General features: G+C 63.6%; 18 protein-coding genes. 13 read left to right on the top strand and 5 right to left on the bottom strand.

Annotated elements, in window-relative coordinates:
- Positions 1 to 8: 8 nt before the first annotated feature.
- Together OQ248_RS00390 and ycaC are read left to right on the top strand one after the other, a co-directional pair.
- Positions 9 to 1,847: an amidohydrolase gene (locus OQ248_RS00390; RefSeq protein ID WP_085747770.1), complete on the top strand. Its 1,839-nt coding sequence runs from the start codon at positions 9 to 11 to the stop codon at positions 1,845 to 1,847.
- Positions 1,848 to 1,913: 66 nt separating this feature from the next.
- The gene (ycaC, locus tag OQ248_RS00385; protein WP_008004800.1) at positions 1,914 to 2,540 is read left to right on the top strand and encodes an isochorismate family cysteine hydrolase YcaC; all 627 of its coding nucleotides are present in this window, start codon (positions 1,914 to 1,916) and stop codon (positions 2,538 to 2,540) included.
- Positions 2,541 to 2,832: 292 nt separating this feature from the next.
- On the opposite strand, the gene OQ248_RS00380 is transcribed toward ycaC, so the two are convergent.
- On the bottom strand, positions 2,833 to 4,260 hold the full coding sequence (locus tag OQ248_RS00380; RefSeq protein ID WP_265811748.1) for a mechanosensitive ion channel family protein: 1,428 nt from the start codon (positions 4,258 to 4,260) through the stop codon (positions 2,833 to 2,835).
- 63 nt (positions 4,261 to 4,323) lie between these two features.
- Positions 4,324 to 5,340: an alpha/beta hydrolase gene (locus OQ248_RS00375; RefSeq protein ID WP_265811747.1), complete on the bottom strand. Its 1,017-nt coding sequence runs from the start codon at positions 5,338 to 5,340 to the stop codon at positions 4,324 to 4,326.
- Between the two features lie 162 nt (positions 5,341 to 5,502).
- Here OQ248_RS00375 and OQ248_RS00370 point away from each other — a divergent pair, with 162 nt between their 5' ends.
- Complete coding sequence (locus tag OQ248_RS00370; protein WP_085712058.1) at positions 5,503 to 6,402, top strand: LysR family transcriptional regulator; 900 nt, start codon at positions 5,503 to 5,505, stop codon at positions 6,400 to 6,402.
- Positions 6,403 to 6,516: 114 nt separating this feature from the next.
- Here OQ248_RS00370 and OQ248_RS00365 read toward each other — a convergent pair whose 3' ends face one another.
- The 3 genes from OQ248_RS00365 to gspG all read right to left on the bottom strand — a co-directional run bounded on the left by OQ248_RS00365 (position 6,517) and on the right by gspG (position 8,791).
- Positions 6,517 to 7,083 carry a hypothetical protein gene (locus tag OQ248_RS00365; RefSeq protein ID WP_265811746.1) on the bottom strand — a complete coding sequence of 189 codons (567 nt, stop codon included), beginning with the start codon at positions 7,081 to 7,083 and terminating at the stop codon, positions 6,517 to 6,519.
- A gap of 77 nt (positions 7,084 to 7,160) precedes the next feature.
- On the bottom strand, positions 7,161 to 8,348 hold the full coding sequence (locus OQ248_RS00360) for a type II secretion system F family protein (protein ID WP_085712060.1): 1,188 nt from the start codon (positions 8,346 to 8,348) through the stop codon (positions 7,161 to 7,163).
- Positions 8,349 to 8,362: 14 nt separating this feature from the next.
- Positions 8,363 to 8,791, bottom strand: coding sequence for a type II secretion system major pseudopilin GspG (gene gspG / locus OQ248_RS00355; RefSeq protein ID WP_265811745.1), 429 nt, complete (start codon positions 8,789 to 8,791; stop codon positions 8,363 to 8,365).
- 200 nt (positions 8,792 to 8,991) lie between these two features.
- Here gspG and OQ248_RS00350 point away from each other — a divergent pair, with 200 nt between their 5' ends.
- The 10 genes from OQ248_RS00350 (at position 8,992) to OQ248_RS00305 (ending at position 24,527) form a co-directional block, all read left to right on the top strand.
- Positions 8,992 to 9,603, top strand: a complete 612-nt coding sequence (locus OQ248_RS00350; protein WP_119427970.1) for a lytic transglycosylase domain-containing protein — start codon at positions 8,992 to 8,994, stop codon at positions 9,601 to 9,603.
- 202 nt (positions 9,604 to 9,805) lie between these two features.
- Positions 9,806 to 15,625, top strand: coding sequence for a manganese-oxidizing multicopper oxidase MnxG (gene mnxG / locus OQ248_RS00345; protein WP_279309472.1), 5,820 nt, complete (start codon positions 9,806 to 9,808; stop codon positions 15,623 to 15,625).
- Between the two features lie 33 nt (positions 15,626 to 15,658).
- A complete protein-coding gene (locus OQ248_RS00340) occupies positions 15,659 to 17,566 on the top strand; it encodes a YncE family protein (protein WP_265811744.1) in 1,908 nt (635 codons plus the stop codon).
- 13 nt (positions 17,567 to 17,579) lie between these two features.
- On the top strand, positions 17,580 to 18,230 hold the full coding sequence (locus tag OQ248_RS00335; RefSeq protein ID WP_265811743.1) for an SCO family protein: 651 nt from the start codon (positions 17,580 to 17,582) through the stop codon (positions 18,228 to 18,230).
- Positions 18,227 to 18,847: an SCO family protein gene (locus OQ248_RS00330; RefSeq protein WP_265811742.1), complete on the top strand. Its 621-nt coding sequence runs from the start codon at positions 18,227 to 18,229 to the stop codon at positions 18,845 to 18,847. Before OQ248_RS00335 ends, OQ248_RS00330 begins: the two co-directional genes overlap by 4 nt.
- Before the next feature lie 9 nt (positions 18,848 to 18,856).
- The gene (locus OQ248_RS00325; protein ID WP_265811741.1) at positions 18,857 to 20,407 is read left to right on the top strand and encodes an ABC transporter substrate-binding protein; all 1,551 of its coding nucleotides are present in this window, start codon (positions 18,857 to 18,859) and stop codon (positions 20,405 to 20,407) included.
- Between the two features lie 15 nt (positions 20,408 to 20,422).
- Positions 20,423 to 21,184 carry a SurA N-terminal domain-containing protein gene (locus OQ248_RS00320; protein ID WP_265811740.1) on the top strand — a complete coding sequence of 254 codons (762 nt, stop codon included), beginning with the start codon at positions 20,423 to 20,425 and terminating at the stop codon, positions 21,182 to 21,184.
- Positions 21,185 to 21,419: 235 nt separating this feature from the next.
- Positions 21,420 to 21,953, top strand: a complete 534-nt coding sequence (locus tag OQ248_RS00315) for a response regulator (RefSeq protein ID WP_248744534.1) — start codon at positions 21,420 to 21,422, stop codon at positions 21,951 to 21,953.
- Between the two features lie 83 nt (positions 21,954 to 22,036).
- The gene (locus OQ248_RS00310; RefSeq protein WP_265811739.1) at positions 22,037 to 23,743 is read left to right on the top strand and encodes a GspE/PulE family protein; all 1,707 of its coding nucleotides are present in this window, start codon (positions 22,037 to 22,039) and stop codon (positions 23,741 to 23,743) included.
- Positions 23,724 to 24,527, top strand: coding sequence for a hypothetical protein (locus OQ248_RS00305; protein ID WP_265811738.1), 804 nt, complete (start codon positions 23,724 to 23,726; stop codon positions 24,525 to 24,527). The genes OQ248_RS00310 and OQ248_RS00305 overlap by 20 nt, the downstream gene beginning before the upstream one ends.

Below are 24,527 nucleotides of genomic sequence, written 5' to 3'. Positions count from 1 at the left end.
GAACTGCGATGAACGCCGATCTGATTCTGTTCAATGGCCAATTTCATACGGTAGACCGCGAAAAACCTCTCGCCAGTGCCGTGGCGATCAAGGACGGACGCTTTGTCGTCGTCGGTAACGATACGCAGGCCATGGCCCTGCGCGGTGCCGGCACCCAGGTGGTCGATCTCAAGGGCCGCTGCGTGATCCCCGGCCTCAACGACTCGCACCTGCACCTGATCCGTGGTGGCCTGAACTACAACCTCGAACTGCGCTGGGAAGGCGTGCCGTCCCTGGCCGACGCGCTGCGTATGCTCAAGGATCAGGCCGACCGCACGCCGACCCCGCAATGGGTGCGCGTGGTCGGGGGCTGGAACGAATTCCAGTTCGCCGAAAAACGCATGCCGACTCTCGAAGAAATTAACCAGGCGGCGCCGGACACCCCGGTGTTCATCCTGCACCTGTATGACCGCGCGTTGCTCAACCGCGCTGCGTTGCGCGTTGCCGGTTACACCCGCGACACGCCAAACCCGCCGGGCGGCGAGATCGTGCGTGATGCCAACGGCAACCCGACCGGCATGCTGGTGGCGCGGCCGAACGCGATGATTCTTTACTCGACCCTGGCCAAGGGGCCGAAGCTGCCGCTGGAATATCAGGTCAACTCGACCCGTCAGTTCATGCGCGAACTCAATCGCCTCGGCCTGACCAGCGCCATCGATGCCGGCGGTGGTTTCCAGAACTACCCGGACGATTATCAGGTGATCGAGCAACTGGCCAAAGACGACCAGTTGACCGTGCGCATCGCCTACAACCTGTTCACCCAGAAGCCCAAAGAAGAGCTGACCGATTTCCAGAACTGGACCGGCAGCGTCAAGCTGCATCAGGGCGATGATTTCCTGCGTCACAACGGCGCTGGCGAGATGCTGGTGTTCTCGGCGGCGGATTTCGAAGACTTCCTCGAACCGCGCCCTGACCTGCCGCAGACAATGGAACAGGAGCTGGAGCCGGTGGTGCGCCACCTGGTCGAGCAGCGCTGGCCGTTCCGTCTGCACGCCACCTATAACGAATCGATCAGCCGCATGCTCGACGTGTTCGAGAAGGTCAACCGCGACATCCCGTTCAACGGCTTGCCATGGTTCTTCGACCACGCTGAAACCATCACCCCGCAGAACATCGAGCGAGTGAAAGCGCTGGGCGGCGGCATCGCGATTCAGGACCGCATGGCGTTCCAAGGCGAATACTTCGTCGATCGCTACGGCAAGCAAGCCGCCGAAGCCACGCCACCGATCAAGCGCATGCTCGCCGAAGGCGTGCCGGTCGGCGCGGGCACCGATGCCACCCGGGTATCGAGCTACAACCCGTGGACTTCGCTGTACTGGATGGTCAGCGGTCGCACCGTTGGTGGTCTGGCGCTGTACGAAGAGGGCTTGCCACGCACCACCGCGCTGGAACTGTTCACCCACGGCAGCGCCTGGTTCTCGTCCGAGCAGGGCAAGAAGGGCCAGATCAAGGTCGGGCAACTGGCGGATCTGGCGGCACTGAGTGCGGACTTCTTCCATGTCGAAGAAGAAGCGATCAAGTGGATCGAGTCGGTACTGACCGTGGTCGGCGGCAAGATCGTTTACTCCGCCGGCGACTTCGAAGACCTCGGCCCGCGTGCCTTGCCGGTACTGCCGGACTGGTCGCCGGTGGTCAAGGTTCCTGGCCACTGGCGCCCGAATTCGCCATTGCAGGCCCAGGTGCACCAGTGCAGCGGCCCGTGCGCGGTGCATACCCACAGCCATGAAAAAGCCCGGATGTCGAATGCGCCGGTCAGCGATTTCGCCGGTTTCTGGGGCGCATTCGGTTGTTCCTGCTTCGCTTTCTGATCCCGTAAACGGCGCCGGTCTTCATGGCCGGCGCTTGCCGCATCACCCATCCCCGAGGAGTTTCACATGAGCAACGTTCCTTACAAACGCCTGAACAAAGACGACGCCGTGGTGCTGCTGGTCGACCACCAGACCGGTCTGATCTCGCTGGTACAGGATTTCTCGCCGAACGAGTTCAAGAACAACGTGCTGGCCCTGGGCGACATCGCCAAGTTCTTCAAGCTGCCAACCATCCTCACCACCAGCTTCGACAGCGGCCCCAACGGCCCGATCGTGCCTGAGCTGAAAGCACAATTCCCGGACGCGCCGTTCATTGCCCGCCCTGGCCAGATCAATGCCTGGGACAACGAAGACTTCGTCAAGGCGATCAAGGCCACCGGCCGCAAGCAACTGATCATCGCCGGTGTGGTGACTGACGTGTGCGTGGCGTTCCCGACCCTGTCGGCTATCGCTGAAGGTTTCGAAGTGTTCGTGGTGACCGATGCTTCCGGCACCTTCAACACCACCGTGCAACAAGCTGCCTGGGCTCGCATGTCGGCCGCCGGTGCTCAGCTGTTGAACTGGTTCTCCGTGGCTTGTGAGCTGCAGGGTGACTGGCGCAACGACATGGAAGGCCTGGCGAATCTGCTGTCGGAACGCCTGCCGAACTATCGCAACCTGATCAACAGCTACACCAAGTTCACTGCCAAGTAATTGGGAGAAGAAAAATGCCCGCTGAAGAGCGGGCATTTTTTTGCGGTGTTGATAGGGGGTATTTCAATTTGAGAACCAGCCCTCACCCCAGCCCTCTCCCGGAGGGAGAGGGGGCCGATCGAGGTGTTTGGGAGAGATACATCGACCTGGAAGTTTTGAGTCGAACTCAGGTTTTGAAAGGTCCCCAATCTGCTCCCTTTCCCCTCGCCCCCTTGGGGGCGGTCCGACGTTTCGGGAGGGCTGGGGTGAGGGGGTTGCTCTTGAAGGCGACGGGTATTCCGAGTTGCAAACATCACCGCTTCTGCAACCACCCCAAAAACCCACCCTTGCGCACCGGCGCAGGCTTGGCCATCAACGCCAGCCGACTGTTCTGCTGCCGTACCGCCTGCAACTTGTTCAACGCCTGGCCGACTTCGCTGCGCTGTTCCATGCACTGACGGGTCAGGCTCTTGTCGAGGCGATAAATGATCGAAGACGTCAGCGCGGTGAACGTTGCCTGCGAAGGCGTATCGGCCAGAATGCTCTGTTCACCCATGACTTCACTCGGGCCCATGCGTCCGGCCTCGGTGAAACCGTTGCCGTCCGGCACGCTGGCGCTGACCACGCCGGTGGCGATCACGAACAGGCTGTCCGGCACTTCCTCAAGATTGAGCACCACCTGCCCGGCGCTGTACTGCTGCGCGACCATCGATTCAGCGAGGCGATCGCGTTCTTCATGGCTGAGCGAGCGGAAGATTTTCACTTCATCGAGCAAGGCACGGGCGCGGGACGAGGGTTCGATCACGCCATCCGGGTGGCGCGAGATGCCGGCCGCTTCGAGATGGCGGTGGGCGAGGTCGAACAGTTGATTGCGCACTTCGCCTTTCTTGCCCAGTTCAGCGATAAATCCGCTGGCCACGTATTCCGACATGTCTTCGCCGGCCTCTTTCAGCAGCGCTTTCGGCGCAGGCGACAGCAACAGACTGCTGCTGCCTTGCAGCGTACGGTCGAGGGCGTCGAGCACCCGGCGCGGGCGGATGTGGTTCGGCACCTTGATGCTGATCGACACGCCATGGAGGTTGTTCGGGCGACTGAGGTTGACGATCTTGGCCTTGGCCGCCACCGAGTTCGGCACTACGGCCAGGGTCCCGGCGCTGGTCAGCAGGTGCGTGGCGCGCCAGTCGATGTCGAGCACCTTGCCTTCAACGCCGTCGATCACCACGAAATCGTCCACCTGGTACGGCTTGGTGGTGTTGAGCACGATGCCCGAGAACACGTCGGCCAAGGTGCTTTGCAGCGCCAGACCGACGACGATGGCGACTACCCCGGAGGTGGCGAGCAAGCCTTTGACCGGCAGCTCCAGCACGTAACCGGCCGCCGCGACGATGGCCGCCAGAAACACCAGCGCACCGATCACGTCCTGCAACAACCGGCCGCTGTGGCCGATGCGCCGCATCAGAATCAGACCGATCACTTCGGTCAGCGCCCGCGCAGCGTACAGCCACCAGAAAATCCCCAGCGCCGTCGCCCCCAATTGCGCCACTTGATCATCGGCAAACAACGGCGCCTGCAACGGGCTGACGCCGGCATTGATGATCAGCGCGCTGAAGGCCAGGAACAGCACCAGCCGCACACCGACCCGTTGTGCGCGATGCTTGAACGGGACGAGATGCCAGAGCAGGGCGTCGAGCACCAGCAGCAGGGCGCTCCAGGACAGCAGGTGGGCAGAAAAAAGGCTCATGGGATGCACTCCGGCGGGCACAAAAGAAAACGCCACACCCGAAGGTGTGGCGAGGGGTTGCACTCAGTTCAGATGGGTCTTCAGTTCCGCCGCAGCCTGGCGCACGGCGGCTTTCACTTCAGGTATCCCGTTGAGCGGGTTGAGCAGACCGAAGTCGTGAATCATCCCGTTGTAGCGCACCGAGGTCACCGGTACACCGGCGGCGTCGAGGTGGCGGGCGTAGCCTTCGCCTTCGTCACGCAGCACGTCGAACTCGGCAGTCTGCACCAGCGCGGCGGGCAGGCCCTTGAGCTGTTCGGCGCTGGCGTTGAGCGGCGAGGCATGGATCTGCGCACGCTCGGCCGGGTTGGTGGTGTAGTTGTCCCAGAACCACTGCATCATGCCCTTGGTCAGGAAGTGGCCTTCGGCGAATTGCTGGTACGAGCCGTTATCGAACCCGGCATTGGTCACCGGCCACATCAGCAACTGGAAGCGCAGGGTCGGGGTTTTCTGTTCCTTGGCCATCAGTGCCACGACCGCCGCCATGTTGCCGCCGACGCTGTTGCCGGCCACCGCCAGGCGCTTGCCATCGACGCCGATGTCCTTGCCGTGCTCCGCCACCCACTTCGTCGCGGCATAAGCCTGATTGATCGCGGTCGGGTACTGCGCTTCCGGCGACGGCGTGTAATCGACGTACACCGCGACCGCGCCGGAGCCCACCACCAGATCACGGATCAGGCGCTGGTGTGTCGGGAAGTCACCCAGCACCCAGCCGCCACCGTGGAAGAACATGAACACCGGCAGCTCGCCCTTGACCTTGGCCGGGCGCACCACCTTCAGGTTGATCGTCTGGCCGTCGACCTTGATCGCCTTGTCGCTGACTTCAACGCCCGACAGGTCAACCTTCACCGAAGCCTGGGCGCCGGTCAGCACTGCACGGGCGTCTTTCGGGCTCAGTTGCTCCAGCGGTTTGCCACCGCCGGCGGCGAGGGCATCGAGGAAGGCCTGGGTGTTGTGTTCGACGCCAGTGCCTTCGGCGGCGAATGCGTTGCCGATGGACAGGGCGAGGAGGGAAGCGACGAGGGTTTTCTTGATGTTCATGTGTAATTCCTTTTTAAGTCGTTTGAGTTTTTGTATGCCTTGGGATCGGGCTGCTGTGGCGCTGGGCTTCAGGCCTCAGCAACACCGTGAGCACAGATTAATGAGGTGCCGGAAAGTGAAAAAGCGGCTATAAAGCGTTTAACTGTCAACCAGAGAGTGACAATGAACCCGTTCGAAGACATGCGTATTTTTTGCCAGGTGATGGACTCCGGCAGCTTCACGGCGGCGGCCGATCAATTGGGCCTGTCCAAGCAGTTCGTCAGCCGTCGGTTGATGCAATTGGAAGAGCGACTCGGCGTGCGATTGCTCAACCGCTCGACCCGGCGTCTGGACGTGACACCGTTGGGCCAGAGCTATTACGAATCGGCGCTGCGGCTGTTAAGCGAAGTCGAACAGGTGGAGCAGGGCATCGCCGGGCAGACCGCCGAGCCGCGCGGGACGATTCGTGTGAGCGCGCCGCTGTCGTTCGCGGTGGCGCACCTGGGATGTCTGTTGCCGCTGTTCTTGCAGCGTTACCGCGAGGTGACGGTGGAGGTTGATCTGAGTGACCGCCCGGTGGATTTGCTCGGCGAGGGGTATGACCTGGCGCTGCGCATCGGTGTGCTGGAAGACTCGACCCTGATCGCCCGACGCATCGCTGCCATCGAGCGGGTGTATTGCGCCAGTCCGGCGTATCTGGCCGAGCGTGGTACGCCGGTCAAACCGGAAGATCTGCTCAGCCATGACTGCCTGCCTTACGGCCACGGGCGTTCGGTGCAATGGCGGTTCAATGCAGGGCAGGGCAAGCCGCAACTGGTGAATGTCACCGGGCGGATGCGGGTCAACAACGGTGAGTTGCTTCGGGATGCGGCGGTGGCGGGGATGGGGATTACCTATCTGCCGACGTTCATTGTCGGTGCGGCGCTGAAGGATGGACGGCTGGTGCCGGTGCTGGATGATCTGCGCCCGGAGCCGTTGATTTTGTCGGCGGTGTACCCGCAGCATCGCCAGGCATCGCGGCCGGTGCAGGCGTTGATCGAGTTTTTGCGCGAGCGGCTGGATAAGACACAAGCGATTTTGTAGCCGCTGAAAAACAGTGTGGGAGCGGGCTTGCCCGTGATAGCGGTGGGTCAGGTAGTGATGCTTTATCTGACCGGGCCCTATCGCGGGCAAGCCAGCTCCCACAGGGATCGTGAGTCAGTTGGCGCGCTTGTCATCGCCCGGCTCGCCGCCCACATGCACGCCGCGATCATCACCGACTTCTCCAGCGCGGTGTACGCCATGGTCATCGCCGATCTCACCTGCACGATGTACCCCATGGTCATCGCCGACTTCACCGGCCCGATGAACCCCATGATCGTCGCCCGCTTCGGCATGGGCACCGTTGCGTCCTGATGAGGCGCTGTCGCCGGAATGGCCCGAACCATGGTCGCTGCCGCTGTGGCCACTGTTTCCACCGCCGCCGCTGCCACTGTTGCCACCACTGCCGCCATGGCCACCGCCATTGCCGCTTCCGCCACCGCCACTTCCACCGTTGCCGCCGCCCCCTCCGCCGCTACCGCCCCCTCCGTTGCCACCACCGCCACCGCCATTTCCGCCTCCACCACCGCCACTACCTCCGCCGCCACCGCTTCCTCCACCCCCACTTCCACCTTCCTTGGCCTGAACGCTGGACACCCCTGACAGGTTGTCCGGGATCAATACGGTGGACGCCGACAGGACTGCGCCGATGGCCATTGCGAGCATGAGCTTTTGAATGTGCATATCGTTCTCCGTCTTTGTTGTCTTGATTGGGAACATGGATGTGCCTTGTTTGCGTGTGATCCGACCCGTTCCCGGGGTCAGTGGATACTCGAAGCGAGTTCGAAGATCGGGATGTACATCAGGATCACGATGACCCCGATCAACAGGCCGATGAAGGTCATCAGCAGCGGTTCGAACAGCCGCACGAACCACTCGATCCAGCGGCTGATTTCCTCGTCGTAGAAATCGGCGCTGCGCTCCATCATTTGCCCGAGGTTGCCGGACTGCTCGCCGGCGCGCAGCAGGCGCAGGGATACGGGCGTCACCAGCCGATTGAGCTCCAGCGCGGTGGACAGCGATTGCCCCTCGCGCACTCGCTCGCAGGCCTGGTCGAGCCGCGCCCGTGAGGCCACGGTGAGCAGGCCGCGCACCATGCCCATGGCCGTCACCAGCGGAATCCCGCCTTGCAGCAGAATCCCCAGTGATCGGTAAAACCGCGCCAGCTCATACATGAAGATCCGCTGGTGCACGGCGGGCAGTTTTTCCACCAGCCGATCCAGCCCGCGACGGAATGCCGGTTGTTTCTGCAACACGGCGAGGGCGGTGATGATCGCCGCCAGAATCCCGAAAAATTCACCCTGATGCGCGTGCAGGAACATGCCGCTGCTCATCAGCATCTGCGACAGCCACGGCAGGTTCGAGCCCAGTCCTTCGAACACCAGACTGAAGCGCGGCACCACGTACCCCATCAGAAACAGCACCACGCCACCGCCGACCACCAGCAACAGCAACGGGTAGATCGAGGCGCTGACGATCTTCTGCCGCACCTCGTCCATACGCTGGCGATAGCTGACATAACGGCCCAGCGCATCGCCGACCGCGCCGGTTTTCTCGCTGGACTGTACCAGCGCGACGTACAGCGGCGGGAAGACCGCCGACAACTGGGCCAGTGCCTGGGAGAACGACTTGCCCTCGTACAGCAGCCGCACCAGCTCGCTCAGGGTTTTACGGGCGGCAGGCGCGGTTTCTTTTTCCGCCAGGCTTTCCAGTGCATCGATCAACGGCAGGCCGGCATTGAGCAGCGTGGTCAGTTCCTGGCTGAACAGCACCAGATTGAAGGTCTCACGCTGGCTCAGGCGCAACGAACGCCAGTGCCGCTCGGCGTGCAGGCTGACCACGCGCAGGCCCTGATCCTCGGCGATGCGCCGCGCTTCGCTGTGACCGGGCGCCTCGATGTTCAGCGACACCACGCCGGCCTTGCCCACTGCCTTCAGATGAAAACGCATGCCCGGTGCTCCGCTTATTGCCAGTTGGTGATTTCGGCGTTTTCGCCTTCGCCGCCGGGCTGGCCGTCCTTGCCCATCGACAGCAGGTCGTACTCGGCGTTTTCGCCGGGGTAGCGGTAGGTGTAGTTGCGGCCCCACGGGTCCTGCGGGAGTTTTTTCTGCAGATACGGGCCGGTCCATTTCGCCTCGTCGCTCGGTGCGGTCACCAGCGCCTGCAAGCCTTGTTCGGTGGACGGGTAGTGGCCGACTTCCAGCCGATACAAGTCCAGCGCCTTGCTCAGGCCTTCGATCTGCGCCTTGGCGACTTTCACTTCGGAGCGCCCCAGCTGGGCGAAATATTTCGGCGCGACGATCCCGGCCAGCAGGCCGAGCACCACCAGCACCACGAGCAATTCGAGCAGGGTGAAACCCTGTTGGGCGCGCGGACGAACATGCAGCTTCATGATGACCTCCGGTGAGTGGCAGCCGAGTGCCCAAGGGCCTATGCAATTGCCATGCTCAGCCCTCTATAAATTCCGTCTGAGGGCTGAAGCCCTTGAAGTACGGGGCTTTCGAGAGTCGGCACAGTGCTTGCGTACGGCTGATTCACGACAGGTCAGTGGGGCATTTCCCCCAATTTTCCGGGCCTGTCAGGGGAGGCCCAATGCTCAATCCAATCTGCGCAGGACTGCTTGGCTGCATGCTGCTGACCGGCATCGCCGAAGCCGATGTGTTTGTCTCCGTGGACGCCAGGGGCAGCTACGTGCTGTCCAACGTTCACCGCCCCGGACGCACCTACGAACGGGTGATTCACGAGGCGCAAATGCCCGTGGTCAGCCTCGACCGACAACCGCAGTTGATCGCCAATCAGCCTTACGCCGAGCTGGTGTCGGCCGCCGCTGCAGCCAATCACTTGCCCGAAGCGCTGTTGCACGCGGTGATCAACGCCGAATCGAACTACAACCCCGGCGCGACATCGCCCAAAGGCGCCGGCGGGCTGATGCAACTGATGCCCGACACCGCCCGCGAACTGGGCGTGACCGACGTCTATGACCCCCGCGCCAACATCCAGGGCGGGGCCCGGTATCTCAAGCGTCTGATGACCCTGTTCGACAACGACATCGCCCTCGCCGTGGCGGCCTACAACGCCGGCCCCGACGCGGTGCTGAGCCGTGGCCGGGTGATCCCGCCGTTCGCCGAAACCCAGCGTTATGTCCCCAGTGTCCTGCGTCAGTACCGGCGTTTGCAGGGGCTGGCGGCAGACGCGCCGTTGTAAACCTTCAACCCGGTTTCCCCCACTTTCGGGGCAAATCCGCCGGGTCGGAAAAACGGGGAATCGGGTGGGGAATATCCCCCGGATTCTCAAGTGGCTTGTGTAACTGACTGAGCAGTAATGAAATTTTTTGTGGCATGCGGATTGCTCCAGCGGGTTTGTCGAGAATCATTCCCTGTGAGCACCCACTACGAGGTTTCCGATCATGGTTGGCATTCACCACGCACCGTCCCTGTTGAACTGGCTGCTGTTGCTGGCCTCGATGCTCAGCGTCGAACTGGCCAGCGCCGCCGTGCGCTGCGAACGCAATCTGGTGGCCAACGTCGTGGCCTTCGATCAGCCGCTGATGTCCAACCGCCTCGGTGCGCAGAACGTCAACGGCATGATGTTCGCCTTGCGCCGCGACGTGGTCGATGACCACGACCGGTCACTGGCACAGGGCGGTTCGGCGGTGCCGGGCAAAGTGTCGCTGCGCCCGGACAAGCGCCCACGGCCACTGGTGCTGCGCGTGGCAGCGGGGGATTGCCTGACCATCAACCTGCAGAATCTTCTGGCGTATCAGGCCAACCCGAACCATCACGCCGAGCCCGAGGGCGAAGCGGAAAACGCCAACGTCGGCGAAGCCTTCAAGGCCGACGAACAAGTCGCCGACCGACATGTCGGTTTCCAGGTCAACGGCCTGCAAGCGGTGAACAGCATCGACGACATCGCCTCGTTCACCGGGCGCAACGCCAACAGTCTGGTCGCCCCCGGCGCCAGCCGTTCCTACCTGTTGTACGCCGAGCGCGAAGGGGCGTTCGATGTCAGTAGCCGTGGCGCGACGTTCGGCGGGGAGGGCGCGGCCGGCAACAATGCCAACGGTCTGTTTGCCCAGGTGGTGGTCGTGCCCAAGGGCGGCCGCACTTACCGCAACACCCTCACCGAAGAAGAAATGCGCCTGGCCAGCACTGGCCGTACTCCCGCCGGACACCCCATCGTCGATTACCAGGCCCGCTATCCGCAGCGCGAGCCGTGGCTGCGCGAAGGCAAGGCCGGCTCGCCGATCATCAGCATGGTCGACGGCAATGAAATCATCTCCAGTGAAAGCGACGCCATCGTCATGGGCAGCAACCCCGACGGCAGCTTTCCGCCCATCACTTATCCGCTGGAGTCGGTGGGCAAACGCAACCCGGCGCTGCCCAATCGTTTAGAGCCGTTTCGTGATTTCGCCGCGCAGTTCCAGGATGAAACCGCTGTCACTCAAGCGTTCCCGGCGTACTTCGCCGACCCGGTGATGGGCCATGTGCTGGAGCCGACCCGCGATTCGTTCATGATCAATTACGGGGCCGGCGGCATGGGCGCCGAAGTGATTGCCAACCGTCTGGGCGTGGGGCCGATGCACGATTGCCTGTCCTGCGCCTACGAAGAATTCTTCCTCAGCTCGCACACTGTCGGCGACGTGGCGATGCTGGTGGACGTGCCGGCCAACACCGGGCTTGAGAACATCGCCCCCGGCCAGACGCCACGTGCCGATCAGGTCGGCGTGAAAGCCACCATGGCCCTGTATCCGTCAGAGCCGTCGAACGTCGCCCACAGCTACATCGGTGACTTCGTCAAATTCCGCAACACCCACAACGGGTACGAACACCACATCTTCCACTTGCACGGCCACCAGTGGCTGTTCAACCCCAACGACGACAACTCCGATTACGTCGACGCCCAGGGCATCGGCCCGGGCGCGGGCTACACCTATGAAATCGCCAACGGCGGCTCGGGCAACCGCAACCGGGTGGCCGGTGATGCGATCTACCACTGTCACTTCTATCCGCATTTCGCCCAGGGCATGTGGGCCATGTGGCGGGTGCACGATGTGTTTGAAGAAGGCACCCGACTGGAGGTTTCCGAGCAAGGTGCCGACGGTTTCCACAGCGAGCCTTATGCCCTGCGCAGCGGCAAACCTGCTGCCGGCGCCCGCGCCTTGCCGGATGGCGAAATCATTGCCGGCACGCCGATTCCGGCCATCGTGCCGTTGCCCGGCAAAGCCATGGCGCCGATGCCGGGCAAAGTCGTGGTGGTGCCGAAAATCGGCGAAGCAATGGTTGCCGGCAACGATGACGACGATGAGGAAGAAGAGGGCGACGACGATCACCATGGCGGCAATGCAGGCGGGCAAGCCGTGGGTTCGCTGGCCCTGGTGGATCGCAGCGAAGCCAACCGCAACGCCGACGGCAGCCTGAAAAACCCCGGTTATCCGTTCTGGATCGGCGGCATGGAAAGTTCGGTCGGGCAACGTCCGCCGACCCCACCGCTGGACATGCTCGACGCCGCCACCGCGCTGTCGCTCAAAACCAGCGGCAAGGCGCTGTGGGCCAACCTCGACCCGAATCAGTCCGGTGGCTGGGACGGCGGCTTGCCACGCCATGCCCTGGACGGCAAATCCGCCGGTGGCGAAGCGCTCACCGTGACCACGTCGCTGGATTTCTCCAAGGCAGTCACTCGCGCCAAACCGATCTATCTGCCTGAAGAGGGCACTGAAGTCGAACAGGCAGCGATGGCCTTCCACGCGAAGAAAGATCATCCAAGTTTTGCCTTGTTGCCCGGCAATCAAATCGTGGCCAAGGCTTTCCGCACCAACGGCGCTTTGCCGATTGCCGGCGCGCCGTATTACGAACCGTGCATGGACGACCGACAAAAACGTCTGACCAGCAGCGCCGGCACCGGCGAATTCAATAGCGGCGAGCGTCTTGATGGTATGTCCTTCGTCGGCGCCTCGACCTTCACCGCCGACCGGCCACGGGTCTACAAAGCGGCCAACATCCAGTTCGACGCCGTGTACAACAAGGTCGGTTATCACTTCCCGCAAGCCCGGATTCTGGCGCTGTGGGAAGACGCCTGGCCGGTGATCACCAAGCAGCGTCCGCCAGAGCCGCTGGTGATGCGCATGAACACCTTCGACTGCGTGCAATACCAGCAAACCAACCTGGTGCCGGCCGTCTACGAGATGGACGACTATCAGGTGCGCACCCCGACCGACGTGATCGGCCAGCACATTCATTTGCCGAAGTGGGACCTGACGGCGGCCGACGGTTCCTCCAACGGCTGGAACTACGAGGACGGCGTGCTTTCCCCCGGCGCCGTGCAGGAGCGCGTGCACGCGATCCGCGAGTTCAACCAGTGCGCCGGCACCGACCCGCGCGACGGCACCCCGGCCTGCCCGAAAGCCAAGGCGCATCCGTTCTTCGGCCAGTACGGGCGCAGTGACTGGCTGGGCGCGCGCACGGCGATGCAGCGCTGGTTCGTCGACCCGGTGATCAACAGCAAAGGCGTGGATCGCGGCCTCGGCACGATCTTCACCCACGACCACCTCGGCCCGTCGACGCACCAACAGATCGGCCTCTACGCCACCGTGCTGGCTGAACCCGCCGGTTCCACCTGGTTCCACGCCGAAACCGGCGAGCCTCTGTACAGCGGCGCCCGGCAGGACGGCGGGCCGACGTCGTGGCAAGCGGTGATCAACACCGGCGACCTCGACGGCGACGGTTTGAATGACAGCTTCCGCGAGTTCTTCCTGGAGTACAGCGACTTTCAGCACGCCTATGAAGCCGGGGTGTATGTGGGCGCCGGCCCGAACGGCATCCCCAATGCGCAAGCGTTCCCGGCCACGGCTGACAGCTTCCGCTTTGCGATCAACCCGCCGGTGCGCAACAACGCCGGCAACCTGCTCGAAGCCGTGGTCGAGGCGCGCGGCGGGATCAAACCGGGCTGCCCGAGCCGGCCATGCCCGCAGGCGATTTCCGTGGATGATCCGGGCATGTTCGTCGTCAACTACCGTAACGAACCGCTGGGCCTGCGGGTGTTCGACCCGAACAAAGTCGGCCCGGACGGCAAGCGCGGCATGCAGGCTGACGGCCTCGGTGGTGACCTGGCGTACGCCATGCAGAGCCGCACCGACCGCGCCATCCCGGCGCTGAACCTGGCGCCGAACCAGATCAGCTCGGCCACCGGGCCTACCGGCGGCACCACGCTGTTCCCGCCGCACATCAACAAGGGCGGCGCCGAACCGGGTGATCCGTTCACGCCGATGCTGCGCACCTACACCGGCGACAACGTGCGTCTGCGGGTGCATGCCGGCGGCCACGAGGAAGAGCACAACGTCACCCTGCACGGCGTGAAGTGGCTGCAGAGCGGCTCCGGGTTCGGCAACAGCTCCAACTCCGGCTGGCGCGCTTCGCAGATGGTCGGGATCTCCGAGCAGATGGGCTTCATCGCGCCGGTGTCGATGCTGTCGAGTTCCGCGGCGACCACCGGGGATTATCTGTACTCGATGGACGCCTCGATCGAAGGTTACTGGAACGGCATCTGGGGCGTGATGCGCAACTACACCGCGCAACGCAACGACCTGTTCGCGCTGCCGAACAACCCGAAACCCACCGGCATGCGCAACACCGTGGCGTTCGAAGGCAGTTGCCCACGGATCAGCGCCAACCCAAATGGCATCGGTACTCGGCCCACCGTGCAGCGCAACTATGAAGTGGTTGCGGCGTTGGCCAACGACATTCTGCGCAACCCGCTGGGGCTGACCATCGGTGACTCGGCCGGGCTCGGCCAGCATGTTGGCGGGCCGTTGAATCCAGCGGGCGGTACGCTGGTGTTCAACTCGCGGCCGGTGAGCATTCCGCAGGTGACAGTGACCGACCCCGAGGATGGTGAAACCATCACCATCGGCGGCCAGAGCGGGCCGATCCATGACCCGACCGCGATCCTGTATGTGCGCAAGGCGGACCTCGATCCGGCCACCGGCAAGCTCAAGCCCGGCATTCCGGTGGAGCCGCTGGTGCTGCGTGCCGCTGCCGGCGACTGCATCAACATCACCCTGGAAAACCGCTTGCCGAGCGTGATGCCCGATCTGGCGCAGACCGCGATTTTGCAAGGCCTGGTAAAGCGTGACCGCAACGGTGGCGACGGCTCGACCACCTTCAACAACAACCTGCTACGGCCGTCCAGCCATGTCGGGCTGCACGCGCAATTGCTGGCCTACGACATCACCAAGTCCGATGGGGTGAACGTCGGCGCCAACCCGATCCAGACCGTGCCGCCGCGTGTCGGCAGCACCGGTGCCTACCCGACCCGAACCTATCAGTACTACGCCGGGCATCTGGAGCGTGAAGGCAAACCGGTCACCCAACTGGGGCGCAGCGTCGACAACATCAACGCCACGGCGGTGGAGTTCGGCGGCCTCAACTTCACCCCGGCGGATGTGATCAAGCAACCGCAAAAAGGCCTCGGCGGGGCGATGAGCATCCTGCCGGTGGGCGCCACCTGGGTCGACGACGTACGCAAGGTCAGTGCCACGGTGACGGCGGCGGGGCAGACGGCCTATCGCGACTTCGCAATGGTCTGGCAGCGCGCCCTGAACCTGCGCTGGGCCAATGGCCGGCCGGTGGAAGGCATCGCCTCCGAAGGCATGGGTGTGCCGAACGATCCGAAGGACAACGCCGGCATGGCCATCAACTACAAGGCCGAGCCGATGTGGTACCGCTTCGGCCTGGCGCCGGACGCTCCGTTCGGCCGCGCCGACGGCCACGGCTACGGCGACATGCCGAACGCGCACATGGCCTACAGCAACGCACTGGTCGGCGGCGATCCGCAGACCCCGGTGTTCTACGCCAGACCGGGTCAGCCGTTCCGCACCCACATCCTGATGCCGACCGGCGGCAGCCGTGGCTCGACCTTCCAGCTCGACGGGCATCTGTGGTCGGTCAATCCGTTCCAGTCGGAGAAGAGCGATGTCGGCGGCTACCCGATGAACACCCCCGGCGTAGGCTCGGTGAAGTTCGGCTACAACCCGATGTCGATGTACATCGGCGCCCGCGAAAGCGTGCTGCCGGCGGCGCACTTCAGCTTCATGCTGCCGAGCGCCGGCGGTGCCAATGCGATAGCGGGGGACTACCTGTTCCGCGACAACGCGTCGTTCGGCAACACGGCGGGGTTGTGGGGATTGTTGCGGGTGACCAATGAGGCCGAGCCGGCACCGCCCGCTCAGTAACCGGACGGGGAAGTATTGGCAGGGGAGAGCGACATGAACAGGATCATCAACATCATCGGCGTGTGTCTGCTGACCATCGCAGGTGCGCTGCTCACCCTCGGCGAACTTGCCCTGGCGCAGACGCTGACCCGCGACGGCGTGTCCATCGCGTTCACCCTGCAACCGCTGGCCCGCGACGGAAAATTGCGTGAAGGCGAGTTCGCCGACGTGCAGTTCCGGGTCACCGATGGCGCCTCCGGCCAGCCGCTGTCCGGGGTGGCGCCGGGGGCGTGGATCGATCCGGAAACCGTTGCCGCCGACCAGGCCCAGGGCCGCGACAAAAGCTGCAAATCCAGGGTCGGGACGTTCCTGAAATCCAACATCGGTGCGCGGCCGTTGCTGGATCTCAACAGCTACTTCCTGCTGGTGATGAACCGCGATGCCAGCGTTTCGGTGATCGATCCGTCGGTGTCGGTCGGCGGCATCACCAGTACCCTGGCGCGGATCGAACTCAGGCAACCGCCGATGGACTGGGTCACGCCCAGGGACAACAAACGGGTGTTCGTGTCGATGCCGGCAGCAGGCGCAGTGGCGGTGATCGACAGCGAACAATTCAAGATCCTCGACTCGGTGGCCGCCGGCAGCCAACCGGTGCGGGTCGCGCTGCAACCGGACGAACGTCTGCTGTGGGTTGGCAACAACGCGGCGAAGGCCGAAGAGTCCGGTGTCACTGTGATCGACGCCCAAAGCCTCAAGCCACTGAAGTATCTGGCGACTGGTCGTGGCCACCACGAAATCACCTTCAGCAAGGACAGCCGCTTCGCCTTCGTCAGCAACCGCGACGACGGCACGTTGAGTGTCATCGACATCGCCAGCCTGAGCCTGCTGCAACAACTGAAAACTGGCTCCAGCCCGTTGTCGGTGGCGTACTCGCCGCTGTCCGGCGCGGTGTACGTGGCCGATGGCAAGGACGGCACCGTCACGGTGATCGACGCCAACAGCCGCGTCGTACGACGGGTGATCAGGCTGCGGCAGGGCCTCGGGCCAATGGGCTTCAGTGCCGATGGTCGCTTCGGCGTGGTGTTGAACACAGTGGAGAACCGCGCCACGGTCATCGATGCGGCCACTGATTCAGCGATCCATGAGCTGGACGTCTCGGCCGAACCCTGGCAAGTGGTGTTCACCAAGGCCTACGCCTACGTGCGCGGGCTGGCGTCGCCGAAGGTCACCATGATCAACCTCGCCTCACTCGGCGAAGGGCGGCAGCCGATCAGCCAGGGTTTCGAGGCCGGGCCACAACCGCCACGGCTGGCCGGGGATTTGCCGCTGGCGTCGAGCCTCGCCGTTTCGCGGGACGACAACGCGGTGTTCGTGGTCAACCCGGTGGACAACACCACTTATTTCTACGCCGAAGGCATGAATGCGCCGATGTCCGGCTACCCCAATCGCGGGCAGGTGGCGCGTGCGGCGATGGTGGTCGACCGCAGCCTGCGCGAGGTGTCGCCGGGGCTGTACAGCGCCCGGGTGAAACTGCCGGCGGCGGGGCGCTTTGACGTGGCGTTCCTGCTCAATCAGCCGAACATCATTCATTGTTTCAGCGCGCAGGTGGTGTCCGACGGCGCGACTGAAAATCACGTCGGGCCGCCGCAAGTCGAGTTCCTCTTGGACAAGACCGCCGTGGCGCTCAACGACCCGTACGTGGTGCGGTTCCGCATCGTCGAAGGCAAACAGAAGGCGCAGCGCACGGGCGTGAAAGACGTGCAGTTGCGCTACTTCCTCGCGCCGACATCGCGGCCTCGTGAAGTCGCGGCGCTGGAAGTCGCCGACGGTGTGTACGAAGCCCCGCTGACCCTCGACCGCAGCGGCGCCTGGTACCTGCATGTGCGCGCGGCATCGCTGGGCGCCGGTTTCGACGACAAGACCTTTGCCAGTGTCCGGGTGTTGCCCGGCCAGACTCAGTGACGAGGACAACGCCATGAACCGATTCGCATCATCCGGCCTGCTGACCCTGTGTCTGCTGGCCGCCGGCATTCATCAGGCCCGCGCCCATTCGGCAGATGAACACGCGGGGCACAAGGTACCGGCTGCCAGCACTCAGGAACACACCCAGGTGAAATTCGTCGACGTACCGCTGCTCGACCAGAACGGCAAGACCGTGCACCTGGAACAGGATCTGGTGCACAACAAAATCGTCGTCATGAGCTTCATCTACACCAGTTGCACCACGGTTTGCCCGGTGGTCTCGTCGATCATGGGCAAGGTGCAGAAACAACTGGGCTCGCGAGTTGGCGGCGAAGTGCAACTGGTGTCGATCAGCATCGACCCGCAGCGCGACGACCCGAAACGCCTGCAGGATTACGCCCGCTCTTTCCAGCGCGGGCCGGGCTGGAGCTGGCTGACCGGTTCGCCGCAGTCGATCAACGCCACCCTCAAGGGGCTGGGCAGTTTCAGCGGTGACTTCAAGAATCATCAGCCGTTGATCCTCGTCGGTGACGGCAACAGCCGCCACTGGATGCGCTACTACGGTTTCACCGACCCGGCGCTGCTGGCCAAGGAAGTGGAAAAACTCAGCGGTCTGCGCACCCACGCCAGACACACCGCGATTGCCATGGAGCAACAGCCATGAGAATGCTCGACTGGGTCACCCTGATGATCTGCTTCTGTATTTTCAGCGCGGTGGCGTTCGCCCACGAAGGCCACATGTCCGAGGCCCCGGCAACGGTTGCCGTCGCGCCGGCCAAAGGCACCCACGACGCAAAGGCCTGGTTCACCGACACGCCGTTGCTGGATCAGCATGGCAACACTCAGCGTTTCTACAGCGATGCCCTGCAAAACCGTGTGGTGCTGCTCAACGTCATTTTCACCAGTTGCAACGACGCCTGTCCGCTGATCACCCGCAAGCTCAAGGAAGTCCGCGAGCTGCTGGGCGACAAGGCCGAAGGCGTCACCTTCATTTCCCTTACCAGTGATCCGCTGCGCGACACGCCGGCGGTGCTCAAGGCTTACACCTTGAAGCAGGGCGCCGATGACCCTCACTGGCTTTTCCTTACCGGCGACAAGGCGCAGATGGAACTGGTGCTCGGTCGCATCGGCCAGATCGTGCCGACGCCGGAGCAGCACTCGACCCAGCTGATCGTCGGCGATGTCGCCAACAAACGCTGGAGCAAGATCCGCCCCGATGCCCCGGCCGCCGCCATTGCCCAGCGCTTGCAGCTGCTGACAATGCCCGTGGCCGGTCGCTGAGTCCGCGCCATGAACCTGCGCCGCGTTCTCGCCTTGATCCTGCTCGCTGGCGCCAGCCTCGGCGCGGCCGCGTTGCCGCTGACCGCTGAAGAAAGCGCCGGCAAGCGCCTGTACCGCGAAGGCCTGTCGGCCAGCGGCGAGGCGATCATGGCGCGGGTCGGTGCGGCGGACGTGTTGCTGCCGGCCACGAGTTTGCCGTGCGCCAACTGCCACGGCGCCGACGGCCTCGGCAGGCCCGAAGGCGGGGTACGGCCGCCGGAGCTGAACTGGTCGCGGCTGACCAGCCTCCACGGTCAGCAACAGGTCAACGGGCGCAGCTACCCGGCGTACACCGACAGCAGCCTGGCGCGGGTGATTCAGGAGGGGCGCGACCCCGGCAACAACCGGCTCGACCCGAGCATGCCGCGCTTTTTGCTGTCGATGAAGGATCAGCGCAACCTCACCGCTTATCTCAAACGCCTGGCCGATGATCGCGATCCGGGGCTCGATGACCAGACCTTGCACCTGGGCACTTTGCTGCCGAGCCAGGGGCCACTGGCCGAGGAGGGCGCCACGGTGGCGGCGGTGCTCAACGGCAGCGTGGCGCGGATCAATCAGGCCGGGGGCATTCATGGCCGGCAGTTGCGTCTGACCGTGGTCGATCCCGGCCCGGACCGTGCCAGCGCCGAACAGGCCCTGCAACGGCTGATCGACGAGGAAAAGGTCTTTGCGTTGATCGCCCCGCTGGCCCCGGCGCTGGATAACGAACTGGCGCCACGTCTGGAACAGGCCGGTCTGCCGCTGATCGGGCCGTTGTCCTTGATGGGTTCGGTGCAGGCCAGTGCGCAGATTTTTGAGCCGCTGCCGGGATTGCGCGAGCAGTTGATCGCCCTGGCCGACTACGCCGCCGCCAGCCTGAAAGTGCTGCAAGGACCGACGCTGATCGCCTATCCCGACGACCCGGCTCAGGTGCAGGCCGCACAGGCGCTGGGGCAATACTTGCAGGATCACGGCTGGAAAAATGTCCGAATGCAGACCTACGACCCGGCGGCGGATACCTTGCCGCTGGGCTCACGCTCAGTGTTTTACCTGGGCAGCGGCAGCGGTTTCAGTCAACTCGCGGCGGGGCTGCAGCATGCGGGGCAGGTGCCGTACCTGTTCGCGACTTCGGGCCAAGTGGCGGGCGACCTGCTGCAAGTGCCCGAGGGCTTTTCCCGGCGCGTCTTCCTGGCCTATCCCTTTGTGCCCAGCGACTGGACCCAGACCGGGCGCATGGCCCTGACCCTGTTGCGTGAACATCAGGGCCTTGGCGCGCAGCATGCGGTGCTGCAAGTCGGCGCCTACGCCTCGATGCTGCTGTTCAGTGAAGCCATGAAGCAGGCCGGGCGCGATGCCAGCCGCGAAAAAATGGTGACGGCCCTCGAAAGCCTGCACGACTTCGACACCGGACTGACCCCGCGCCTCAGCTTCGGCCCCGGACGACGATCGGGCCTGAACGGGGCGCACGTGGTCACCGTGGATTTGCCCGATCAGCGTTTCTATCTGGTCGCGCCCTACAAACCGATTCTCGCGAGCCCCTGAACGGAGGCCTTGATCATGAAGCTCAAAAGCGTGTTGTGGCTGCTGGCGTGCTGGTTGCCGATGGCGTTCGCCAATCCGGAACCGGTGGCGGCACGGGTCAACGGCGAGGTGATTTCCGGGTTTCGCCTGGAGCGGTTTTTTGCCGAATACCTGGAAGACCGGGGTCGCGCCGTTGCGAGTATTCGCAGTCCCAAGGCCTATAAACAACTGCGCCAGGCCGCGCTGGACACGCTGATCGACAAGGAACTGCTGTGGCAGGAGGCGCAAAAGCGTGGCGTGAAAGTTGACGATCAAGTGGTGCAGCAACAGGTCGAGCAGATTCGCGTGGCCATCGGCGGCCGCGATAACTTCCTGCGACGCTTGCAGGACGCGGGGTTCGACGAAGCTTCGTTCACCGAGTACACCCGTCGCGAACTGGCGGCGCAGCAGATGTTCGCCACGTTGATCCGCGCCAACACCTTGCAGGCCCGGCATCTGCTGGTTCGGGTGGCGCCGGATGCCGATGCCGCCACAGACGCGGCGGCACGTCTACGCTTGATGCAGATGCGCGCCTCGGTGGTCGAGGGCGCAACGTTCGCCAGCGATGCCGTTCGCTCGCCATTCGGCTGGCATTTGATTTATTTGCCGAACCACTTGGAGGCAGCCGATGTCCCAGAGGTGCAGGGGCTTGCAACAGTCCGGGTACAGCGTGCCCGACAGCAACAGGCCCTGGCTCGTCGCCAGGTGCTCGCGCAATTGCGGGCGCAGAACAGGATCGAACGAATTGACGACGATTGAAGGTTCCCCCCCAATAGTGGGGAATGGCTTCGATGCCCATTCAGGTGCTTCCCCGTTTCTGGGGAACGGGGTACCGGGACGAGCGGGCATTGTCATCAAATTCAAGGACATGAAGACCAAAATTGACCGGCACTCGGCCTGGCATGAAGTGTGCGTTACCTCTTTTGAGGCGCACTCCAGCAGGTTCGGGCAGTTGATGTGAAGAGGCCGGATTTGTAGCTGCAAGGAGTTCACCTTGGTTAACAAAGTACTGGTTGTCGAAGACGAACTGCTGCTTGCACAGAACCTTCAGGATTATCTGTCGGCGCAAGGGCTGGACGTCCGGATTGCACATGACGGCGCAGACGGAATCGGCCAGGCCGAGACCTTCGCTCCCGACGTGCTGGTGTTCGATTACCGCTTGCCCGACATGGAAGGGTTCGAGGTGCTCGACGCGGTCCGCCAGAACAGGACGTGTCATTTCGTGCTGATAACGGGTCACCCGACCGCTGAAGTCTGTGAGCGGGCGCGGCAACTGGGGGTCAGTCACATCCTGTTCAAACCGTTTCCCTTGGCGGAACTGGCACGAGCTGTCTGCGACCTTCTGGGGATCCAGCGCGAAGCGAAACCCGGTGCGAGCCCATCCGAAGGCTTCGTCGAACGACGCCAGAGCAGGACCGAGAGCTTCCCGTTGCAGTTGTACGATGGCAGTTGGGTGCTGGCGGACCGCCGACGAAACCGGTCGGAGGTCATGGCACCGGACGACGATCAAATGCTCACCGGGGAGTAATGGCGCGATAGACGTTCCGGCACTCGCCGAACCCGCCTCCCGCGCCGTCAGGGCCTCAAGCCCCGGGTGTTGGAGAGCAAGCCATGGAACGTCTGTCTGTTGTCGTCGATGTGTTGCAGCCTGCGTGTGCCCCGACACGCTTCTCCAGTGAACAACTGGCCCAGGCCCGGGCGCGGGCCGGTACTTGTGGGGAACGGGTGCTCGACGCACTCAAGGTCCTTTGCGAACTGGCGCCGATGCCGTTCATTGCCAGCCTCGGCGCCACCCTGCATTACCCGGTGCTCGACACCGACACGCTGTTTCAAGCAACCCCGGTGTTCGACCGGGTCACCCTCGCGCAATGCCTCAAACGTGAATTCATCCTGCTGCGGCACAACGACGAAGTCATCGGTGTGTTCGCCGACCCCTTCGACACCGCACGTCTGGCCTGGATCGACGAATGCCTGCACGGCGCGCCGCTCTATCTGGTGCACGCCGACGACCTCAAGGCCTATCTGGCCCGCCACGAAGAAAGCTTCCACGCCGTCGAATCGCTCAATGCCCAGGCTGACGCCGGCAGTGAGGTCGACACCCTGCAAAGCCTGTCGCTGACCAGCATCAGCGAAGACTCGAGCGTGGTGGTGAAACTGGTCAACTCGACCCTCTATGACGCGCTGAAAATGCACGCCAGCGACATCCACCTCGGCACCACCGGCAACGGTCTGGTGATCAAGTACCGGATCGACGGCGTGCTCAACAACATCAGCAAGATTCAGGGCAGCGAGTTCGCCGAGCAGGTGATTTCCCGGGTCAAGGTCATGGCCGAGCTGGACATCGGCGAAAAACGCGTGCCCCAGGACGGTCGCTTCAAGATCGGCATCAGCGGCCGGCAGATCGACTTCCGGGTATCGATCATGCCGAGCATCTTCGGCGAGGACGCGGTGTTGCGGGTGCTCGACAAACAGGACCTGGCCGACAAGGTCTGCGGCGTGCAGCTGCAGGCGCTGGGCTTTGAAGACGAAACCCTGCGCCAGCTGCGGCGTCTGGCCGCCGAACCCTACGGCATGGTGCTGGTGACCGGCCCCACCGGCAGCGGCAAGACCACCACGCTCTACGCGATGATCACCGAGATCAACCACGGTGTGGACAAGATCATCACCATCGAAGACCCGGTGGAATATCAGTTGCCGGGTGTGCTGCAAATCCCGGTCAACGAGAAAAAAGGCCTGACCTTCGCCCGTGGCCTGCGTTCGATCCTGCGCCACGACCCGGACAAGATCATGGTCGGCGAAATCCGCGACCCGGACACCGCACAGATCGCCGTGCAATCGGCGCTCACCGGGCACCTCGTCTTCACCACCATCCACGCCAACAACGTGTTCGACGTGATCGGTCGTTTCACTCAAATGGAAATCGACCCCTACAGCCTGGTCTCGGCGCTCAACGCGATTCTTGCCCAGCGCCTGATCCGTCTGGTGTGCAGCCACTGCAGCACACCGGCCACCCCGAGCGATGAAGAACTGCGCACTTCCGGCCTCGACCCGCACAAGGTCGGCCATTACCACTTTGTCCACGGCAAGGGCTGCGGCCACTGCCGGGGCAGCGGTTATCGCGGGCGTACGGCAATTGCCGAACTGCTGCACCTGGACGACGAACTGCGGCAGATGATCGTCGAGCGCCAACCCATCACCCGGATCAAGGCCCTGGCCTGTTCCCGTGGTTTGCGCCTGTTGCGCGAATCGGCGCTGGAACTGGTGGAGCACGGTCGGACCACGCTGGAGGAGATCAATCGTGTCACTTTTATCGCGTGATCAATTTATCGCGGTGCTTGGTGCCAGCGGTGTCGGTCTCGGCCAGCGCCGGGGCAGCGAAACCGTGTGGCTGGGCAGCGTCGGCTACATCGACGAAGGCTTCCACAGTTACGCGGTGGCGCTGGATACCCTCGACCGCCTGCTCGGCGAACACGCTCGCGCAGGCTCGGAGTTGAGCGTGGTGATCTCCGGGCATTTCAGCCGTTTCTGCCTGGTGCCGTGGAGCGAGCAGATCAGCAGCCCTGAAGAACTGCGCGGCTTCGCCCAGCTGTGTTTCGAAGACCTGTTCGGCGCACCGACCCAACCCTGGAGTCTGGTGCTGTCCGCCGAGCCGGCCGGTCACGACCGGATCGCCAGTGCCTTGCCGCAGGACTTGCTGGAACGCCTGCGCACGCAGGTCACTGGCCGCGGCCTGCGTCTGCGCTCAGTGCAGCCGTACTTGATGAGTGCCTTCAACCGTTTCGACAAAAGCCTCGACACTGGCGACTTCCTGTTCATCGTCGCCGAACCGCAACGCAGCGTGTTGCTGTTGGCAAGGGAAGGGCGCTGGGTATCGGTGCGTTCGGTGGGCGGCAACGACAGCGATGCGGCACTCAGCGCGCTGATCGGTCGCGAACGGCAACTGCAAGCCTCCACCAGCGAACGTGCCTTCAACGTTTATCTGCACGCCCCGGCGCGCCTCGATGCGCAACCGGATGTGGCGGGGGTGCACTTGCGCACCCTCGAAGACGCCTCGATGACCGTGCGTGACGCTTTGTACGTCATGTCCCGGGCGGTGGCCTGA

The sequence above is a fragment of the Pseudomonas sp. COW5 genome (genome assembly GCF_026240005.1).
In the GTDB taxonomy this organism is placed as follows: domain Bacteria; phylum Pseudomonadota; class Gammaproteobacteria; order Pseudomonadales; family Pseudomonadaceae; genus Aquipseudomonas; species Aquipseudomonas kribbensis.
Note: the sequence above shows the minus strand (reverse complement) of the source record. Positions and strands in the feature narration are given on the sequence as shown.

Coding starts and splice junctions, on each gene's coding strand:
- OQ248_RS00390 (WP_085747770.1), top strand. CDS start 9: ATGAACGCCGATCTGATTCTGTTCAATGGCCAATTTCATACGGTAGAC.
- ycaC (WP_008004800.1), top strand. CDS start 1,914: ATGAGCAACGTTCCTTACAAACGCCTGAACAAAGACGACGCCGTGGTG.
- OQ248_RS00380 (WP_265811748.1), bottom strand. CDS start 4,260: ATGAGCCTTTTTTCTGCCCACCTGCTGTCCTGGAGCGCCCTGCTGCTG.
- OQ248_RS00375 (WP_265811747.1), bottom strand. CDS start 5,340: ATGAACATCAAGAAAACCCTCGTCGCTTCCCTCCTCGCCCTGTCCATC.
- OQ248_RS00370 (WP_085712058.1), top strand. CDS start 5,503: ATGAACCCGTTCGAAGACATGCGTATTTTTTGCCAGGTGATGGACTCC.
- OQ248_RS00365 (WP_265811746.1), bottom strand. CDS start 7,083: ATGCACATTCAAAAGCTCATGCTCGCAATGGCCATCGGCGCAGTCCTG.
- OQ248_RS00360 (WP_085712060.1), bottom strand. CDS start 8,348: ATGCGTTTTCATCTGAAGGCAGTGGGCAAGGCCGGCGTGGTGTCGCTG.
- gspG (WP_265811745.1), bottom strand. CDS start 8,791: ATGAAGCTGCATGTTCGTCCGCGCGCCCAACAGGGTTTCACCCTGCTC.
- OQ248_RS00350 (WP_119427970.1), top strand. CDS start 8,992: ATGCTCAATCCAATCTGCGCAGGACTGCTTGGCTGCATGCTGCTGACC.
- mnxG (WP_279309472.1), top strand. CDS start 9,806: ATGGTTGGCATTCACCACGCACCGTCCCTGTTGAACTGGCTGCTGTTG.
- OQ248_RS00340 (WP_265811744.1), top strand. CDS start 15,659: ATGAACAGGATCATCAACATCATCGGCGTGTGTCTGCTGACCATCGCA.
- OQ248_RS00335 (WP_265811743.1), top strand. CDS start 17,580: ATGAACCGATTCGCATCATCCGGCCTGCTGACCCTGTGTCTGCTGGCC.
- OQ248_RS00330 (WP_265811742.1), top strand. CDS start 18,227: ATGAGAATGCTCGACTGGGTCACCCTGATGATCTGCTTCTGTATTTTC.
- OQ248_RS00325 (WP_265811741.1), top strand. CDS start 18,857: ATGAACCTGCGCCGCGTTCTCGCCTTGATCCTGCTCGCTGGCGCCAGC.
- OQ248_RS00320 (WP_265811740.1), top strand. CDS start 20,423: ATGAAGCTCAAAAGCGTGTTGTGGCTGCTGGCGTGCTGGTTGCCGATG.
- OQ248_RS00310 (WP_265811739.1), top strand. CDS start 22,037: ATGGAACGTCTGTCTGTTGTCGTCGATGTGTTGCAGCCTGCGTGTGCC.